At 65.1% G+C, this 18,711-nt stretch carries 16 protein-coding genes; 8 read left to right on the top strand and 8 right to left on the bottom strand.

What is annotated here, in order from left to right:
- Positions 1–17: 17 nt before the first annotated feature.
- On the bottom strand, positions 18–1,847 hold the full coding sequence (gene glmS, locus ABQ137_RS15450) for a glutamine--fructose-6-phosphate transaminase (isomerizing) (RefSeq protein WP_349783174.1): 1,830 nt from the start codon (positions 1,845–1,847) through the stop codon (positions 18–20).
- 204 nt (positions 1,848–2,051) lie between these two features.
- On the opposite strand from glmS, the gene ABQ137_RS15445 reads away from it, so the two are divergent.
- From ABQ137_RS15445 to ABQ137_RS15415, 7 genes are all read left to right on the top strand, one after another.
- Positions 2,052–3,323: an efflux RND transporter periplasmic adaptor subunit gene (locus ABQ137_RS15445; RefSeq protein WP_349783122.1), complete on the top strand. Its 1,272-nt coding sequence runs from the start codon at positions 2,052–2,054 to the stop codon at positions 3,321–3,323.
- Between the two features lie 101 nt (positions 3,324–3,424).
- Positions 3,425–4,144 (top strand): ABC transporter ATP-binding protein, encoded by a 720-nt coding sequence (locus ABQ137_RS15440; protein ID WP_065032892.1) that lies wholly within the window; start codon positions 3,425–3,427, stop codon positions 4,142–4,144.
- 11 nt (positions 4,145–4,155) lie between these two features.
- Positions 4,156–5,457, top strand: a complete 1,302-nt coding sequence (locus ABQ137_RS15435) for an ABC transporter permease (RefSeq protein WP_126966615.1) — start codon at positions 4,156–4,158, stop codon at positions 5,455–5,457.
- Between the two features lie 55 nt (positions 5,458–5,512).
- Positions 5,513–6,739 (top strand): ABC transporter permease, encoded by a 1,227-nt coding sequence (locus tag ABQ137_RS15430; RefSeq protein ID WP_349783119.1) that lies wholly within the window; start codon positions 5,513–5,515, stop codon positions 6,737–6,739.
- A 117-nt stretch (positions 6,740–6,856) separates the two neighbouring features.
- Positions 6,857–7,327, top strand: coding sequence for a PDZ domain-containing protein (locus ABQ137_RS15425; protein ID WP_237474933.1), 471 nt, complete (start codon positions 6,857–6,859; stop codon positions 7,325–7,327).
- A gap of 160 nt (positions 7,328–7,487) precedes the next feature.
- The gene (locus ABQ137_RS15420) at positions 7,488–8,831 is read left to right on the top strand and encodes a sigma-54-dependent transcriptional regulator (RefSeq protein WP_126966613.1); all 1,344 of its coding nucleotides are present in this window, start codon (positions 7,488–7,490) and stop codon (positions 8,829–8,831) included.
- 8 nt (positions 8,832–8,839) lie between these two features.
- Positions 8,840–10,192, top strand: a complete 1,353-nt coding sequence (locus ABQ137_RS15415) for a sensor histidine kinase (protein WP_126966612.1) — start codon at positions 8,840–8,842, stop codon at positions 10,190–10,192.
- On the opposite strand, the gene ABQ137_RS15410 is transcribed toward ABQ137_RS15415, so the two are convergent.
- Complete coding sequence (locus ABQ137_RS15410; RefSeq protein ID WP_126966611.1) at positions 10,189–11,160, bottom strand: right-handed parallel beta-helix repeat-containing protein; 972 nt, start codon at positions 11,158–11,160, stop codon at positions 10,189–10,191. The two genes, ABQ137_RS15415 and ABQ137_RS15410, sit on opposite strands and share 4 nt — an antisense overlap.
- Positions 11,161–11,250: 90 nt before the next feature.
- Positions 11,251–12,615, bottom strand: coding sequence for a bifunctional UDP-N-acetylglucosamine diphosphorylase/glucosamine-1-phosphate N-acetyltransferase GlmU (gene glmU, locus ABQ137_RS15405; RefSeq protein WP_126966610.1), 1,365 nt, complete (start codon positions 12,613–12,615; stop codon positions 11,251–11,253).
- A gap of 145 nt (positions 12,616–12,760) precedes the next feature.
- On the opposite strand from glmU, the gene ABQ137_RS15400 reads away from it, so the two are divergent.
- Positions 12,761–13,144, top strand: a complete 384-nt coding sequence (locus ABQ137_RS15400) for a GtrA family protein (protein ID WP_016901007.1) — start codon at positions 12,761–12,763, stop codon at positions 13,142–13,144.
- 42 nt (positions 13,145–13,186) lie between these two features.
- Here ABQ137_RS15400 and ABQ137_RS15395 read toward each other — a convergent pair whose 3' ends face one another.
- From ABQ137_RS15395 to atpA, 5 genes are all read right to left on the bottom strand, one after another.
- Positions 13,187–13,756 (bottom strand): chorismate mutase, encoded by a 570-nt coding sequence (locus ABQ137_RS15395; protein WP_184519419.1) that lies wholly within the window; start codon positions 13,754–13,756, stop codon positions 13,187–13,189.
- A gap of 231 nt (positions 13,757–13,987) precedes the next feature.
- Positions 13,988–14,410, bottom strand: coding sequence for a F0F1 ATP synthase subunit epsilon (locus ABQ137_RS15390; RefSeq protein WP_024938404.1), 423 nt, complete (start codon positions 14,408–14,410; stop codon positions 13,988–13,990).
- Between the two features lie 142 nt (positions 14,411–14,552).
- Positions 14,553–15,959, bottom strand: coding sequence for a F0F1 ATP synthase subunit beta (gene atpD / locus ABQ137_RS15385; protein WP_016901010.1), 1,407 nt, complete (start codon positions 15,957–15,959; stop codon positions 14,553–14,555).
- Between the two features lie 144 nt (positions 15,960–16,103).
- On the bottom strand, positions 16,104–16,967 hold the full coding sequence (atpG, locus tag ABQ137_RS15380; RefSeq protein ID WP_047129381.1) for a F0F1 ATP synthase subunit gamma: 864 nt from the start codon (positions 16,965–16,967) through the stop codon (positions 16,104–16,106).
- A gap of 186 nt (positions 16,968–17,153) precedes the next feature.
- Positions 17,154–18,701: a F0F1 ATP synthase subunit alpha gene (gene atpA, locus ABQ137_RS15375; RefSeq protein ID WP_039525261.1), complete on the bottom strand. Its 1,548-nt coding sequence runs from the start codon at positions 18,699–18,701 to the stop codon at positions 17,154–17,156.
- Between the last annotated feature and the right edge of the window lie 10 nt (positions 18,702–18,711).

Below are 18,711 nucleotides of genomic sequence, written 5' to 3'. Positions count from 1 at the left end.
CCCCTCGATCGGCCGCGCTACTCCACCGTCACCGATTTGGCCAGGTTACGCGGCTTGTCCACATCGGTGCCGCGCGCCAGTGCGGTGTGGTAGGCCAGCAACTGCACCGGGATGGTGTGGATCACCGGCGACAGCACGCCGGCGTGGCGCGGGGTGCGGATCACGTGCACGCCTTCGGACTCGCTGAAGTGGCTGTCCTGATCGGCGAACACGAACAGCTCGCCGCCACGGGCGCGCACTTCCTGCATGTTGGATTTGACCTTTTCCAGCAGGCGATCGTTCGGCGCGATCACCACCACCGGCATCGCCGCGTCCACCAGGGCCAGCGGGCCGTGCTTCAACTCGCCGGCCGGATACGCCTCGGCGTGGATATAGGAGATTTCCTTGAGCTTGAGCGCGCCTTCCAGCGCGATCGGGTAATGCAGGCCGCGGCCGAGAAACAATGCGTTTTCCTTGGCCGAAAAACGCTCGGCCCAGGCCATGATCTGCGGCTCCAGATTCAGCGCGTGCTGCACGCTGCCCGGCAGGAAGCGCAGCTGCTCCAGATACTCCGCTTCCTCGGCCTCGCTGATGCGCTCCTGCAACTTGCCCAGCACCATGGTCAGCTGGAACAACACCGCCAGCTGGGTGGTGAACGCCTTGGTCGAGGCCACGCCGATCTCGGCGCCGGCACGCGTGTAGCAGACCAGCTCGCTGGCGCGCGGAATCGCGCTTTCGGGCACGTTGCAGATCGACAAGGTGTGCAGGTGCCCCAGCGATTTGGCGTATTTCAGCGCCTCCATCGTGTCCAGCGTTTCGCCGGACTGGGAGATGGTGACGATCAGGTGCCTGGGATTGGCATAGGCGGCGCGGTAGCGGTATTCGCTGGCGATCTCCACGCTGCATGGCAGCCCGGCGATGGCTTCGATCCAGTAGCGCGCGGTCATGCCGGCGTAGTAGCTGGTGCCGCAGGCCAGGATCTGCACGCCTTCGATGTCGCGCAACACCGCTTCGGCATTGGGCCCGAACAATGACGCGGGGAAGCCCTTGGCATCGATCGCCGCCTCGATGGTGTCGGCCAGCGCACGCGGCTGCTCGTGGATTTCCTTCTGCATGAAATGGCGGAACGGGCCCAGTTCCAGCGATGCCAGCGACACATCCGACAGGTGCAGCGGGCGCTCGACCGGCGCGTCGTTGCCATCGAAGATGCGCACGCCATCGCGGCGCAGGTCGGCGGTGTCGCCCTCTTCCAGGAAGATCACCTGGCGGGTGGCCTGCACGATGGCCGAGACATCGGAGGCGACGAAGTTCTCGCCCTCGCCCACGCCGATCAGCAGCGGGCAGCCCATGCGCGCGCAGACGAAGCGCTCCGGTTCGGCCTGGCTCATCACCGCCAGCGCGTAGGCACCGGTGAGCTCCTTGACGGTGCGCTGCAGCGCGGTCAACAGGTCGCCTGCGCTGCCCAGATGGTGATGGATCAGGTGCGCGATCACTTCGGTATCGGTCTGCGACTCGAAGGTGTAGCCCAGCGCGCGCAGCTTCTCACGCTGCTGTTCGTGGTTTTCGATGATGCCGTTGTGCACCAGTGCCACGCCGTCACTGATGTGCGGGTGCGCATTGGCCTCGGTGACGCCGCCATGGGTGGCCCAGCGGGTGTGGCCGATGCCCAGCGTCGCGCCGAACTGCTCGGCCTGCGCCGCCTGCGCCATCTCCGCCACGCGCCCGGTGCGGCGCACGCGGCGTACCTGCGCGCCATCGAGCACGGCGATGCCGGAGGAATCGTAGCCGCGGTACTCAAGGCGCTTGAGTCCTTCGATCAGGACCGGGACCACATCGCGCCCGGCGATCGCTCCGACAATGCCGCACATAGGACAACCCTTGAGGACGAAGCCGGGCATTTTAGCGTGTCCGCTCTTGTCCGCTGCATGACCATGCCCGGACAGCGTGTCCGCACCGGTGTCCGCGGACACTGCGGACACCGGCCGAAAACATCTAAAATCGAATACATTCAATGACTTGTAGGTTGGCACACGTCCTGCTTTATCGCAGTGACGCCACCGAGCCAGCCGACCATGATTCGCGATACCTCCGCCCAGGACCAGGTTCTCCGTACACCCGCCCAGAGCGCGCCCTGGCGCCGCTGGCTATGGCCCGGCATCGCGGTGGTCGCGGTATTGGCCGGCATCGGCTGGGCAGTCACCGCGTGGAGCGCCGGCAGCCGCTCGTTCGATGCCAGCCGGGTGCGGATCGCCACGGTCAGCCAGGGCGACCTGGTGCGCGACATCGCCGCCGACGGGCGCGTCATCGCCGCCAACAGCCCCGTGCTGTACGCCATCTCGGCCGGCACGGTGACGCTGAGCGTGGTGGCCGGCGACGTGGTCAAGCAGGGCCAGGAGCTGGCCCGCATCGACAGCCCGGAGCTGCGCAGCAAGCTGGCGCAGGAGCAGGCCACCCTGGCAGGGCTGGAAGCCGAGTCCAGCCGCGCCGCCCTGGATGCCACCCTGGCTCGCGCCACGGCCAGCAAGCTCACTGACCAGGCCAAGATCGACAAGCAGGCCGCCGCGCGCGACCTGGAGCGCTACCAGCGCGGCTACGATGGCGGCGCGGTGCCGCAGGTGGAGCTGGCCAAGGCGCAGGACACCTTGAAGAAGACCGACATCGACCTGCAGCACGCCCAGCGGGATGCGTCGCTGAAGAGCCAGGGCGCGGACCTGGATTCGCGCAACAAGCGCCTGCTCGCCGACCGCCAGCGCGCGGTGGTGGCCGAGGTGCAGCGCCAGGTCGATGCGCTCACGCTGCTGTCGCCGTTCGATGGCCAGGTCGGCCAGGTGCAGGCGGTGCAGCACACCCAGGTCGCGGCGAACGCGCCGATCCTGGGTGTGGTGGACCTGTCCAAGTTCGAAGTGGAGATCAAGGTGCCGGAAAGTTTTGCGCGCGATCTGGCGATCGGCATGCCGGCGCAGCTCACCAGCGGCAGCGGCGAACCGTTCCCGGGCGCGATCTCGGCGGTGTCGCCGGAAGTGGTCAATGGCGAAGTCACCGCGCGCATCCGCTTTTCCGACAAGCAGCCGCCGGGCCTGCGCCAGAGCCAGCGCATGAGCGCACGCGTGGTGATGGACACGCGCCGCAACGTGCTCAAGGTCGAGCGCGGCCCGTTCGTCGAACAATCCGGCGGCAGCTACGCCTATGTGATGGATGGCAACACCGCGGTGCGCCGTCCGGTGCGCATGGGTGTCAGCAGCCTGGGCGAGGTGCAGGTGCTGTCCGGGCTGCAGGTCGGCGACCGCGTGGTGGTCTCCGGTGCAGACAACTTCGGGGATGCACCGCGCGTCACCGTTCACTAAAGGCGGCCAGCACCTGCTGCGCAGCCGTCAGGCTGCTCGCCACGGTTTGTCAGCCACTCTCAATCTCTTTCGCACACACCTTCTTCGTAAAGGAATCGGCAATGCTCAAGATGCAATCGGTCTCCAAGGTCTTCCGCACCGAACAGGTGGAAACGCACGCGCTGCGCTCGCTGGACCTGCATGTGCGCGAAGGAGAATTCGTTGCGGTCACCGGCCCCTCCGGCTCGGGCAAGACCACCTTCCTCAACCTGGCCGGGCTGCTGGAGACCTTCACCAGCGGGCAGTACCTGCTCGACGGCGAAGACGTCAGCCACCTGTCCGACGACGCGCGTTCGCGCTTGCGCAACCGCAAGATCGGTTTCATCTTCCAGGGCTTCAATCTGATTCCCGATCTCAACCTGTTCGACAACGTCGATGTGCCGCTGCGCTATCGCGGCATGGCCGCGGCCGAGCGCAAGCAGCGCATCGAAGAAGCCTTGACCAAGGTCGGCCTGGGCTCGCGCTTGAAGCACTACCCCACCGAGCTGTCCGGTGGCCAGCAGCAGCGTGCCGCCATCGCGCGTGCGCTGGCCGGCAGCCCGCGCCTGTTGCTGGCCGACGAACCCACCGGCAACCTGGACTCGCAGATGGCACGCGGGGTGATGGAACTGCTGGAAGAGATCAACAGCCAGGGCACCACCATCGTCATGGTCACCCACGACCCGGAACTGGCCGCACGCGCGCAGCGCAACGTGCATATCGTCGACGGCCAGGCCACCGACCTGGAACGCAACCCCACCCTGATGCGCGCGCGCGACAGCGCCGCCACCCTGGCCGAGTAAGAGGCACATCCATGTTCGGCTACTACTTCAATCTTGCCTTACGCAGCTTCCGCCGCAACAAGGTGCTCACCGCGCTGATGGTGCTGGCCATCGCGCTCGGCATCGGCGCCAGCATGACCACATTGACGGTGTTCTATGTGCTGTCGGGCGATCCGATTCCGCAGAAGAGCGACCGGTTGTTCTATGTACAAGTCGATGCGCAACCGAAGTCCGGCTATCAACCGGGAGAAGATCCCGACTATCAGTCCACCCGCTTCGACGCTGAAACACTGCTGCGCGAAAAGCGCGCCGTGCGCCAGGCAATGATGACAGGCGGGAACGTGGCGATCGAACCACAGCGAAGTGGGCTGAGCCCGTTCAAGCTGGAATCACGTTTCACTTCAGCAGATTTTTTCCCAATGTTCGACACACCGTTTCTTTACGGCCAGGGCTGGTCAAGTGCCAGCGACGAGCGACATGAACGCGTTGTGGTAATCAGCAGGTCGCTGAACGACAAGCTGTTTGACGGAGGTAATAGCGTCGGGCGCGACCTGCGCATCGACAAGAACACCTTCCGGATCGTCGGCGTCTTGGATGCATGGAAGCTCAATCCACGTTTTTACGACATCACCGACACCTATGGTTCCAACGAACAACTCTACGTGCCCTTCAGCGTTGCGATGGACTTGAAGATGACCCATGCCGGCGGAACCAACTGCTACGGCAAGGTCGAGGGTGGTGATTCCACCGCACTCAATGCGCCCTGCAGCTGGGTGCAGTACTGGGTGGAACTTGAGAACGCCAAGCAGGCAAGCGACTACAAGGCCTACCTGGAGAACTACTCCGATCAGCAACGCGCCTCCGGACGTTTCACGCGGCCGAACAATGTGCGCCTGCGCAATGTGATGGAATGGCTGGATCACAACAAGGTCGTTCCCAGCGATGTCCGCCTGCAGCTTTGGCTGGCGATGGGCTTTCTGCTGGTGTGTCTGCTCAACACCGTGGGGCTGCTGTTGGCGAAGTTCCTGCGCCGCAGCGGAGAGATCGGAGTGCGCCGTGCACTCGGAGCATCGCGAGGCGCGATCTTTGCGCAATGCCTGGTGGAGGCGGGAACCATCGGCCTGGTCGGCGGCATCTGCGGACTGGCTTTGGCGTGGCTGGGGTTGTGGGCCGTACGCCAGCAGCCGGTGGACTATGCGGCACTGGCGCACCTGGACATCAGCATGTTGCTGCTGACGTTCGCGATCGCGCTCGCCGCGAGCCTGATCGCCGGCATATTGCCGTCGTGGCGCGCCATCCAGGTCGCCCCCGCGTTGCAGCTCAAATCCTCCTGATCCTTTTGCCCTCCGCAATGCGGAGCGCCACGCCCATCCATCGAAGGTCAGCCCCATGGACATCCGCCCTATCGTTTCCACCCTCCGCCGCCACAAGACCGCAGCCGCACTGATCGTGCTGGAGATCGCCCTGGCCTGCGCCATCATCTGCAATTCGCTGTTCCTGATCGGCAACCGTGTGGAAACCCTCCATCGCGCCAGCGGCATCGCAGAAGAGGAATTGCTCAGCATCAGGCTGGATGGCATCGGGACGCAGACAAATGCAGACGTCCGTACCCAGGAGGACCTTGCGGCATTGCGCGCTGTTCCCGGTGTGCGCAGCGCGGCCATCACCAACCAGGTTCCGTTCGTCAGCTACTCGTCCAACACCGGACTGACCTTGACCGCAGAACAGGAGCGCCCGACGCTCAACGCCGCGCAGTATCTGGTCAGCGAAGGCAGCCTCAAAACGCTGGGCCTTCAACTGACCGCCGGGCGCGACTTCACACCAGAGGAATACATCAGCCAGCAAAAGGCGGACAACGACGACAACGTCCGCAAGAAAGGCGCCGCTATCATTTTGACGCAAGCTGCTGCAGACAAGATGTTCCCGGACCACAGTGCGCTCGGCAAGACCATCTACTCCGGTGACGTCCCGTTACGGGTCGTTGGGATCGTGCATACGCTGGCGCGCCCGAACAACGTCAATGGGCTGGATCAAAAGGATTATTCGATGATGCTGCCGATCCGTCCTCCTTATAACGAGGGACAGTACATCCTGCGCGTGACCGATCCGTTGCGGCGGCAGGAAATACTGCAGGCGGCGGTGGCAGCCTTGATGAAGCTGGACAACAGCCGGTTGGTGCTGAAGCAGCAGACCTACGAGGATATTCGCGACGAGTATTTCCAGAACGATCGCGCAATGATCTGGCTACTTGGCGCAGTGTGCATCGCGCTACTGATCGTCACCGCGCTGGGCATCGTGGGCCTGGCCAGCTTCTGGGTGCAGCAGCGTACCAAGCAGATCGGCATTCGCCGCGCACTGGGCGCCACACGCGGCCAGATCCTGCGCTATTTCCAGATCGAGAACTTTCTGCTCGCCTCGGTCGGTATCGTGCTGGGCATGCTGCTGGCTTACTCGATCAATATCTGGCTGATGGCCCGCTACGAATTGCCGCGCCTGCCGGTGATCTACCTGCCGATCGGCGCGCTCACGCTGTGGGTACTGGGCCAGATCGCGGTGTTCTGGCCCGCACGTCGCGCGGCGCTGGTACCGCCGGCAGTCGCCACGCGCAGCGCCTGAGCTGGCCATGGGACGCTGCCTCAAGCCCACCACACCCTTGGGCCCGGCGCTGCCGGGCACTGGTCCGCTGCGCATGCCGACAAACCGCGATGCTTCCCTACCAAGGACCTTCTCCCTATGCATTCGATCGTCCATCCCCGCAGCGTCGCCGGTGTATTCGCCATCGCTGCGATGATCGGTACGCTGCATGCCGGCAGTAGCGCCTGCGCGCGTGCTGCCACGCAGACCACTAGCGAGGTGACCGAGCGCACCGTGCTGCGCATCGACGATCATCAACTGCGCTGGCGCCACAACGCACAGACGCTGGTGCTGACCGCCACAGCCGCCGGCCTGCTGGTCACGCAGGCCAGCGACATACCGGCACTGCAGCTGCGCAAAGGCGACCAGCTGCGCGCAGCCGATGGCCGTAGCATCGCAACCGTGGAAGATCTGCTGCACGTCCTGCGCGCTGCGGCCGGCCGACCAGTGCAGGTCCAGGTGGCACGCGGGCAGGCACGGATGGGCCTGACCTGGACCGCAGCGACGTATGCGCCGCTGCTTCCGCCGCTGGCGCCTGCGCCACCCGCCTCGCCACAACAGGTGCGGTAGCCCTCGCTTGCGACCGGAGTACATGCTGGCCTGTCGCACGAGCAACCACTACGCCGGGGCACTGCGCAGCTGCAACGTCCGTTGCCATCGACACCGGCTTGCGCCGTATGCTGTGGCGAGCGCTTTCTCCCCCGACACCTTTCGCCTTCCGAGCACCGCGATGCCGCAAATCCTGATCATCGACGACAACAACGCTGTGGCCACCGCGCTGGAGGTGCTGTTTTCCCTGCACGACATCGAAGCGCGGCATGCGTCATCGCCGCAGGCCGGATTGGCGCTGCTGGACGAACAGGTGTTCGACCTGGTGATCCAGGACATGAACTTCACCGCCGACACCACCTCCGGCGAAGAAGGCGAGGCGCTGTTTACCCAGATCCGCCAGCGCCACCCCGACCTGCCGGTGATCCTGCTCACTGCCTGGACCCACCTTGGTAGCGCGGTGGGTCTGGTCAAGGCCGGCGCCGCCGATTACATCGCCAAACCATGGGACGACACCAAGCTGCTCACCACGGTCAACAACCTGCTGGAGCTGTCCGAAGCGCGGCGCGAGCTCGCGCGCCGCCGCGAACGCGAGCACCGTGGTCGCGAGCAACTGACACAGCGCTACGATCTGCGCGGCGCGGTGTTCGCCGACCCCGCCAGCGAACGCGCCATCGCGCTCGCCTGCCAGGTCGCACGCTCGGAGTTGCCGGTCCTGATCACCGGCCCCAACGGCAGCGGCAAGGAGAAGATCGCCGAGATCATCCAGGCCAATTCGGCCAACAAGCGTGGCCCCTTCATCGCGCTCAACTGCGGCGCCCTGCCGGGTGAATTGATCGAGGCGGAATTGTTCGGTGCCGAAGCCGGCGCCTACACCGGTGCCAACAAGGCGCGCGAAGGCAAGTTCGAAGCGGCCGATGGCGGCACCCTGTTCCTGGACGAGGTCGGCAACCTGCCGCTGGCGGGCCAGATGAAACTGCTGCGCGTGCTGGAAACCGGTCGCTACGAGCGGCTGGGCTCCAACCGCGAACGCCACGCCAAGGTGCGCGTGATCAGCGCCACCAATGCCGACCTGCCATCGATGATCCGCGACGGCAGCTTCCGCGAGGACCTGTACTACCGTCTCAACACGGTGGAAATCGCGCTGCCTGCCCTGGCCGAGCGTCCGGGCGATATCGCGCCATTGGCCGATCACTTCCTGGCGGGCGGCAAGCCCCTGTCTGCACAGGCGCGCGATGCGCTGCAGCGACACGCCTGGCCGGGCAATGTGCGCGAGCTGCGCAACGTGCTGCAGCGTGCGGCGCTGCTCGCACAAGGCGCGCGTATCGAAGCCAGCGATCTGAACCTTCCGCGCGCCGCCGCGCCACGGCCGGCGGCGGCTGTTGCCGGCGAGCCGGATCGCGCACGCATCGAACAGGCCTTGGCGCGCGCGCAAGGCGTGATCGCACAGGCCGCCGCCGAACTGGGAATGAGCCGACAGGCGCTCTACCGGCGTATGGACCGTTACGGCATCAGATCGGAATGACTCCGCGCATGTGGCATCGCTCCTTCACGTTCACCCTGTTTCTCAGGCTGTTGCCGGTACTTGCACTGGCCGCCGCCCTGCCGTGGTTCATGGCGTACTGGCTAGACCACGGCTGGCAGGTCGCTGCAATGTCGGTCGTCGTTGTGCTGGCCGCGATGTGGTTCAGCCTCAACCGCGCCACCGCACCGATGCGCTCGCTGTTCCGTGCGCTGGCCGGCACCACCAGCAGCTACCGCGATGGCGAGTACAACTTCGGCGTGTACTGGCGCGGCACCGACGAACTGGCGCAACTGGTGCAGGCGCATTCGGAACTTGGCGATGTGCTGCGCGCGCAGCGACGCGACCTGGTGCAACGCGAGTTGATGCTCGACACCATGCTGCAGAACACACCGGTGGCGATGCTGCTGGTGGTGGCCGGTGGCGATGGCGTGCGCCGCATCGGCTTTTCCAACAACGCCGCACGCAAGCTGCTGCACGATGGCCGCAAGCTCGAAGGCCAGCACCTGGACGACGTACTGGCGCGCATGCCCGGCGAACTGCGCGATGCGCTGGCCCGCGGCGGCGATTGCCTGTTTGCGGTCCGCGAGGACGGCGATGACGAAGACGACGAGCAGATCTATCACCTGTCACGCCGCAGTTTCCATCTCAACGGACGCGGTCACGAGCTGCTGCTGATCCGCACCCTCACCACCGAACTGCGGCGCCAGGAAGTGCAGACCTGGAAGAAGGTCATCCGGGTGATCAGCCATGAATTGAACAACTCGCTCGCGCCGATCGCCTCGCTGGCGCATTCCGGTGCCGAGTTGCTGCGCCGCGAACGCACCGACCGGCTCGGCACGGTGTTCGAGACCATCGAAGAACGCGCACGTCATCTGGAAGGCTTCATCCGCGGCTACGCCCGCTTTGCCAAGTTGCCGCAGCCACAGTTGCAGACCATCGAATGGGCACCGTTCCTGGAGCGTTTGCGGCAGCAGATTCCGTTTCAGCTGCAGGGCGCACTGAACGATGTCTCCAGCCGCATCGATGCCGCGCAGATCGAGCAGGCGCTGCTCAACCTGCTCAAGAACGCGCACGAAGCCTGCAGCGAAGCACAGCCGCCCAACAGCGATGTCGCCGTGCGCGTCACGCGTGTGCCGCAATGGCTGCGGATCGAAGTGCTGGACCGCGGCAACGGCATGAACGAGGCCGTGCTGCATAACGCACTGATGCCGTTCTACTCGACCAAGCGCAATGGCACCGGGCTCGGGCTTGCGCTCACCCGCGAGATCGCCGAAGCACACGGCGGGCGCATCTCCCTGCATAACCGCGAACACGGCGGGTTGTGCGTCACCTTGCTGCTGCCGGCGGCGGTGGCCGGCTAGTTGCCGCGCACCGTCCCGCGCTCTTGGATCCGCGGTTGTTTCAACGCACCGCAGGCATCGTCGGCACCGCTGGTGCGGGTGGCGGCGATGGCGCCGTAATAGCCGGCTCCCACGGTGTTGTCGACGAACTGCCCGCCTTGCGACGGACATTCGCCATCGGGCTTGATCCAGTCCGAAAACGCCGCGTACTTGCCGGCCCGGACGAAACGGTTGGACGCCACGTAGGTGTTGTCGGAGGCATCGCGGGTACGCACGGCATCACCGTTGACGTCGGTGAAGGTATTGCCTTCGATGCGGTTGCCGGAGGAGTGGCGCGCCAGGTAGACCGCGTGCACGAAACCCGAGGTCCGGGTGTCGTTTTCGATCGACGCGAAGCGATTGCGTTCGATGCGGTTGTCGCGCGAGTTTTGCAGGCGGATCGCCGCGAACGAATAGGCGGCCTCACTGCTGCTGCCGTGGACCCCGCCGATCCGCTCGAAGGTCATGTTGCGGATGATGTTGCCGCTGTTGCCGTCCGCGCTGCGCTTGCTGCTGCCCAGGTCCATCGCCATCCAGTAATTGCTGACCTTCAACCCGGTGAAGGTCAGCCGGGTGGCTACATCGCCGCCGCCCTTCAGCGTGAACCAGGTCGCGCCACCGCGCCCGTCGAACCACGGTGGCGTGGCAGCGTCGGGCGCGGCGATGAAGCGAATGGGCGCCCCGTTGGTGAACGTCCATTGCACCGACTGCCGCAGATACGTGCCTGCAGCGATCACCACGTCCACCGCACCGCTGGGCCGCTGCTCCAATAACCGCTGCTGGGCGGCCGCCAGACTCCGCAACGCGGTCGTTGCGCTGGTGCCTGCCGCCGCATCGTTGCCGTCCGGCGCCAGATACAGCCGGTAGGTCTGCGCATGGGCCGCAGCTGGCAACACTGCCGCCAATAGCAGCAGCCATGCCACCAGCAACACGCAACGCGGCGTTCGCATCGTGCACCTCCTGAGCCATCGTGACGGGCATAGCCTATGCATGGCATCGCTTTACAGCAGCTGTGCGCGCTGCAGCGACATGCAGGCAGGCTACTTCTTGGTCGGGCGTTGCCAGCCTTCGACCACGGTCTGACGCGCACGCGTGACGCTGAGCTGCCCGGCAGGCGCATCGCGGGTGATCACCGAGCCTGCGCCAATGGTGGCCATGGCGCCGATCTCGATCGGTGCCACCAGTGCGCTGTTGGAACCGACAAAGGCGCCATCGCCGATGCTGGTCTGCGACTTGTTCACTCCATCGTAGTTGCAGGTGATGGTGCCGGCACCGATGTTGACCTTGCTGCCGATCACCGCATCGCCCAGGTAGGTCAGATGGTTGGCTTTGCTGCCCATGCCCATCGTGACCTTCTTGGTCTCGACAAAGTTGCCGATATGCACGCCATCGGCCAGCACGGTGCCAGGACGCAGCCGCGCGAACGGACCGATCTGCACCGCCCCTTCCGTCACCACGCCTTCCAGATCGCAATGTGCGCGTACCTGCGTACCGGCGCCGAGCGTCACATCGCGCAGGCGCACGAACGGACCGATCACCACGCCATCGCCCAGCGTCACATTGCCTTCCAGGATCACATCGATATCCAGCTGCACGTCACTGCCCACGCTCACCGTGCCGCGCTGCTCCACGCGCGCCGGGTCGGCCATGCGCACGCCCTGCAGGCAGAGCGCACGGGCGGCACGCAGCTGCCAGGCGCGTTCCAGCTGCGCCAGTTGCCAGGGGTCGTTGGCGCCTTCCACATCCTGCACGTCGGCCACATGCACCATGTCGGCCGGGGTGAAATCGGCTGCGGCGCTGGCAAACACGTCGGTGAGATAGAACTCGCCCTGCGCATTCTCGTTGGACAGGCCGGCCAGCCAGCGGCGCAGCGCCGTGGACTCGGCAGTGAGGATGCCGGTGTTGATGGTGCGGATGCGGCGCTGCTCGTCGTTGGCATCCTTCTGCTCGACGATCGCGGCGACCTTGCCCTCGGCATCGCGCAGGATGCGGCCGTAGCCGGTGGGATTGGGCACATCGGCCACCAGCACCGCCATGCGCCCGGGTGCGTGCAGCAGCTGCAGCAGGTCCTGGGACTGGATCAGCGGCACATCGCCGTACAGCACCAGCACCGTGGCCGCATCCGGAATCGCATCCATCGCCTGCTGCACTGCATGCCCGGTGCCCAGTTGCTGACGTTGCTCGGCCCAGTGCAGATCGCCCTGCGCGGCAAACGCCGCCTGCACCTGCTCGCCGCCGTGCCCGTGCACCACATGGATCGCTGCCGGCTGCAGCTGCCGCGCCGTGGCGATCACATGTGCCAGCATCGGCTGGCCCGCCAGCGGCTGCAGCACCTTGGGCAGGGACGAGCGCATGCGCTTGCCCTCGCCCGCGGCCAGGATCACGACGTGCAGGGGCAGAGTCATCGAAGCGTTCCAGAACATGGGAGAGCCAAATTCTAGTCGCTGTCCCGGCAGTGCGTCGTGTCCTGCCTGCAGCATGCGCGACGATGACACTTTTCAAGCGCCGCTGCCGTTAGCATGAGCGCCCTTCCACGATGACCCGGCCTGCATGAGTCTGTTCCGCCAAGGCAGCCAATTCATGATCATTGGCGCCCTGCAGCTGGCGGTGGACTGCGGCATCTTCATCGCCGCCACCGCGGCCGGCATGCCGGCCGTGCCTGCCAATCTGCTCGGGCGGATCAGCGGCGCGGTGCTGGGCTTCTGGCTCAACGGCCGCTACACCTTTGCCCAGGAAGGCGGCGCACGTCTGGGCTGGCCGCGTTTTCGCCGCTTTGCGCTGATGTGGCTGGCGCTGACACTCATCAGCACATGGCTGCTGTCGGCAACGGTGGATCTGGTCGGCCTGCGCCAGGCCTGGCTGGCCAAACCGCTGGTGGAAGGCGGCCTGGCGATCGTGTCATTTTTCCTGGGCCGGCACGTGGTGTATCGCTGAGCGAGCGTCCCTGAGCCCGGGCAGTGTCGGAGCCGGCGCGTATCAGTGGCAGAAATCGCCCAGGCTTCTCACCAGTGCCGCACGATGCAGCGCGTCCAGCTGCCATTGCGCGGCGTAATGGGCCGCCGCACGCGCGGTGCTGGTCGCGCATTGCGGCGCTGTACGTGCCGGCGCGACCTCGGCCAGTGCGTCGAGCAATTGACCTTGCAGTTGATCCAGACGCGTGCGCAGGATCGCCAGATCCGGACGCGCCGTGTCCGGCGCGCGTCCGCGTTCGCGCCAGTGGTGCAACAGCGCGTATTGCACCGCCTTGTTGGCCTCGATCTGCGCCGCGAAGAAACGCGCCGCATCGTCGGCCTCCAGCCCATGCGCAGGCGCTTGCTCGCGCACGCTCTGCAGCACCGCCGCCTCGCGGGTCTGGTCCAGCACCGGCTTGCCGCTGTCCCACTTGCTCAGCGCCACCGCATCGCCGATGGCATTGCGTTGCACGATGCGATCCAGCAGCGGATCCAGCGGCGGCTGGCTGCGGGCCGGCAGCGCGCACCCCAGCATCGCCACGGCCAGCAGGCCGCTCAGCGCATAACTACGAAAGCCATCGATCGTGCGGGTCATCGGGTATTCCTCGACGTGCGTGAGTGAGAGGCCGCCGCCTGCAACCGGCGGCATAGCGCGAGGCAGGCAGTGTGCCTGCTGTGCCCAGGCATGGGGGCGGCGCCACGCACGCGCAGCTCCAGAAACGAAAACGCCGACCCTGAGGTCGGCGTTTCCAGTCCACACCGGCGTGCGGCGCTGCATCGGGTATCACGTCTGCGTGCGCTAGCAAATGCGCGCACGCCCGCGTGCTTAGTGCTTGAGGTTGCGACGCAGGCGTTCCAGTGCCTGCAGCTGCACGGTCGCCTCGGCGAGCCGACGCTGCGCATCGGCCACATCCACCGTGTCGCCACGGTTGGCCAGCAGACGCTCGGCCTCTTCCTTGACCTTGCGCACGGCAGCTTCGTCGATGTCCTGCGCGCGCACCGCGGTGTCGACCAGCACGGTCACCACCTGCGGCTGCACTTCCAGAATGCCACCGGAAATGGCGAAGTCCAGCTGTTCGCCGCTGGCGGTGGTGACCACCACCTTGCCCGGCTTCAGGCGCGTGATCAGCGGTGCGTGCTTGGGCGCGATGCCCAGCTCACCCAACTCGCCGGTAGCCACGACCAGCGTCGCCTCGCCGTGGAAGATTTCCTTCTCGGCGCTGACGATGTCGCAACGGATAGTGCTCATGGTGCCTCACTCTGTGAGGCGGGGATTGAGGATTGGGGATTGGGGATTGGCAACAGCGGCGTTCACCGTCGTTCCCATCCTCATCCACCGTCCCAATCACCGCCGTACCAAATCCCGAATCCCGAATGCCAAATCCCGGCTCTTACGCCTTGGCGCTCATCTTGTTGGCTTTCTCGACGGCTTCTTCGATGCTGCCGACCATGTAGAACGCCTGCTCCGGCAGGTGGTCGTACTCGCCGTCGCAGATCGCCTTGAAGCCGCGGATGGTGTCCTTCAGCGAGACGTACTTGCCCGGCGAGCCGGTGAACACTTCGGCCACGTGGAAGGGCTGGCTGAAGAAGCGCTCGATCTTGCGTGCGCGCGACACCGACTGCTTGTCTTCTTCGCTCAGCTCGTCCATGCCCAGGATCGCGATGATGTCCTTCAGTTCCTTGTACTTCTGCAAGGTCTGCTGGACGCGCTGGGCGGTGTCGTAATGCTCGGTGCCGATCACCAGCGGGTCCATCTGGCGGCTGGTGGAATCCAGCGGATCCACCGCCGGGTAGATACCCAGCGAAGCGATGTTACGGCTCAGCGTGACGGTGGAGTCCAGGTGGGCGAAGGTGGTCGCCGGCGACGGGTCGGTCAGGTCGTCCGCAGGCACGTACACGGCCTGGATCGAGGTGATCGAACCGCTCTTGGTCGAGGTGATGCGCTCCTGCAACACGCCCATTTCCTCGGCCAGGGTCGGCTGGTAGCCCACTGCCGACGGCATGCGGCCGAGCAGCGCGGACACTTCGGTACCGGCCAGCGTGTAGCGGTAGATGTTGTCCACGAACAACAGCACGTCCTTGCCCTTGCCGTTCTCGTCCTTTTCGTCGCGGAAGTACTCGGCCATGGTCAGGCCGGTCAGCGCAACGCGCAGACGGTTGCCCGGCGGCTCGTTCATCTGGCCGTACACCATCGCGACCTTGTCCAGCACGTTGGAGTCTTTCATCTCGTGGTAGAAATCGTTGCCCTCACGGGTACGCTCGCCCACGCCGGCAAACACGGACAGACCCGAGTGCGCCTTGGCGATGTTGTTGATCAGTTCCATCATGTTGACGGTCTTGCCGACGCCGGCGCCGCCGAACAGGCCGACCTTGCCGCCCTTGGCGAACGGGCACATCAGGTCGATGACCTTGATGCCGGTTTCCAGCAGCTCGGTGCTGGAGGACTGGTCTTCATACGACGGCGCAGCGCGATGGATTTCCCAATGGTCCGAAGCCTGCACGTCGCCGGCCTCGTCGATCGGACGACCCAGCACGTCCATGATGCGGCCCAGCGTCCCGGCACCGACCGGCACCGAAATCGCGCGCTCGGTGTTGGTGGCCAGCAGGTTGCGCTTCAGGCCGTCGGTGGAGCCGAGCGCAATCGTGCGCACCACGCCATCGCCGAGCTGCTGCTGCACTTCCAGGGTGATTTCGGTGCCTTCGACCTTCAACGCGTGATAGACCTTCGGCACTTCATTGCGCTGGAATTCGACGTCGACGACCGCGCCGATGATCTGAACGATCTTGCCCTGACTCATTTTGCTGCTCCGGTTAGCTTTGTTCTGTCCGAGTGGCAGATGCCATCTCGTGGAATTTTGTGATTTGGGATTCGTGATTGGGGATTCGCAAGGGCGCAGTTCGCTGCGCTCCTACCAATCCCGAATCCCCAATCCCGGCCGTGCTTATACCGCGGCCGCGCCGCTGACGATTTCCGAAATTTCCTGGGTGATCGCCGCCTGACGCGCCTTGTTGTAGACCAGTTGCAAGGTGCCGATCATCTTGTTGGCGTTGTCGCTGGCGGCCTTCATCGCCACCATGCGCGCAGCATGTTCGGAGGCCACGTTTTCCAGCACGGCCTGGTACACCAGCGACTCGATGTAACGCGTCATCACGTGCTCCAGCACGGTCGCGGCATCGGGTTCGTACAGGTAATCCCAATCGTGGTGCGCCACCTTGTGCTCGGCGGCCGGCAGCGGCAGCAGCTGATCGAAGCTGGCCTTCTGCGTCATCGTGTTCACGAAGCGGTTGTAGACCAGATACACGCGGTCCACCCTGCCCTCGACGAAGGCATCCAGCATCACCTTGATCACACCGATCAACTGCTCGATCTGCGGACTGTCGCCCAGATGGGTGACGCTGCCGACCATGTTGACCTTGATACGACGGAAGAACGCCGAAGCCTTCTGGCCGATGGTCACCACGTCGATCTCGGCACCCTTGTCCTGCCACGGGCGCACTTCGCCCAGCATCCTGCGGAACAGGTTGTTGTTCAGGCCGCCGGCCAGGCCGCGGTCGGAAGAGATCACGATGTAACCGACCCGCTTGACCTGCTCGCGCTCGACCAGGAACGGATGCTGGTAATCGGTGCTGGCCTGCGCCAGATGCCCGATCACCTGCTTCATCGCCTGCGCGTACGGACGCGAGGTCTTCATACGGTCCTGCGCCTTGCGGATCTTGGAGGCCGAGACCATTTCGAGCGCGCGCGTCACCTTGCGGGTGTTCTGCACGCTCTTGATCTTGGTTTTGATTTCGCGTCCGCCTGCCATACTCGCTCGCTTCGATGGTGGGATTCGAGATGGGTGATTCGGGATTGGCCAAAGCCGCCGACGTCACCTCACCCACAAACCCCGAGTACCTGAATCTGGAGATCCGAACTGGTGATCCTGGGCGTTCAAGCCCTCAGATCACCGCTCCTACGAATCCCGAATGCCCAATCCCGACTCCCGGCGCTGTTACCAGCTGCCCGTGGTCTTGAACTCTTCGATGCCCTTCTTGAAGGCAGCTTCGATGTCGTTGTCCCAGCCGCCGGTGCTGTTGATCTTGGAGACCAGCTCACCCTGGGTGTTGGCGAAGTGCGCGTGCAGGCCTTCTTCGAACGCCAGCAGCTTGTTGACCGGCACTTCGTCGAGGTAGCCCTCGTTGACGGCATAGATCGACAGCGCCTGGTTGGCGATGGACATCGGCGCGTACTGCTTCTGCTTCATCAGCTCGGTGACGCGCTGACCGCGCTCGAGCTGCTTGCGAGTGGCTTCGTCCAGGTCCGAGGCGAACTGCGCGAACGCGGCCAGCTCACGGTACTGCGCCAGCGAGATACGGATGCCGCCGGACAGCTTCTTGATGATCTTGGTCTGGGCCGCACCACCGACGCGCGACACCGAGATACCGGCATTCACGGCCGGGCGGATGCCGGCGTTGAACAGGTCGGTTTCCAGGAAGATCTGGCCGTCGGTGATCGAGATCACGTTGGTCGGCACGAACGCGGACACGTCGCCGGCCTGCGTTTCGATGATCGGCAGCGCGGTCAGCGAACCGGTCTTGCCGGTCACCGCACCGTTGGTGAACTTCTCCACGTACTCCTCGGACACGCGCGCAGCGCGCTCGAGCAGGCGGGAGTGCAGATAGAACACGTCGCCCGGATAGGCTTCGCGGCCCGGCGGGCGCTTGAGCAGCAGCGAGATCTGGCGGTAGGCCACGGCCTGCTTGGACAGATCGTCGTACACGATCAGCGCGTCTTCGCCGCGGTCCATGAAGTACTCGCCCATGGTGCAGCCGGCATACGGGCTGATGTACTGCATCGCGGCCGATTCGGACGCGGTCGCAGCCACCACCACGGTGTGCGCCAGCGCGCCGTTCTCTTCGAGCTTGCGCACGATGTTGGCAACGGTCGAGGCCTTCTGGCCGATCGCCACGTACACGCACTTGATGCCGGTGCCCTTCTGGTTGATCACCGCATCGATTGCCAGCGCGGTCTTGCCGGTCTGGCGGTCACCGATGACCAGCTCGCGCTGGCCGCGGCCGATCGGGATCATCGCATCGACCGACTTGTAACCGGTCTGCACCGGCTGGTCGACCGACTTGCGCCAGATCACGCCGGGCGCAACGCGCTCCACCGGTGCGGTCTGGGTGGCGCCCAGCGGGCCCTTGCCGTCGATCGGCTCGCCCAGCGCGTTGACCACGCGACCGAGCAGTTCCGGACCGACCGGCACTTCCAGGATGCGGCCGGTGGTCTTGGCCACGTCGCCTTCGCGCAGGTTCTCGTAATCGCCCAGCACCACGGCGCCGACCGAATCGCGCTCCAGGTTCAGTGCGAGCGCGAAGGTGTTGTTCGGCAGTTCGATCATTTCGCCCTGCATCACGTCGGCCAGGCCGAAGATGCGCACGATGCCGTCGGACACGCTGGTCACGGAGCCTTCGTTGCGCGACTCTGCGGACAGCTTGACCGCCTCGATGCGGGTCTTGATCAGGTCGCTGATTTCGGAGGGGTTGAGCGTGGTTGCCATCGTTCAGTCC

It is taken from the genome of Xanthomonas sp. WHRI 8393 (assembly GCF_040203315.1).
Taxonomy (GTDB): domain Bacteria; phylum Pseudomonadota; class Gammaproteobacteria; order Xanthomonadales; family Xanthomonadaceae; genus Xanthomonas; species Xanthomonas arboricola.
The sequence above is the reverse complement of the archived record's forward strand: the minus strand, read 5'-3'. Positions and strand labels throughout refer to the sequence as shown.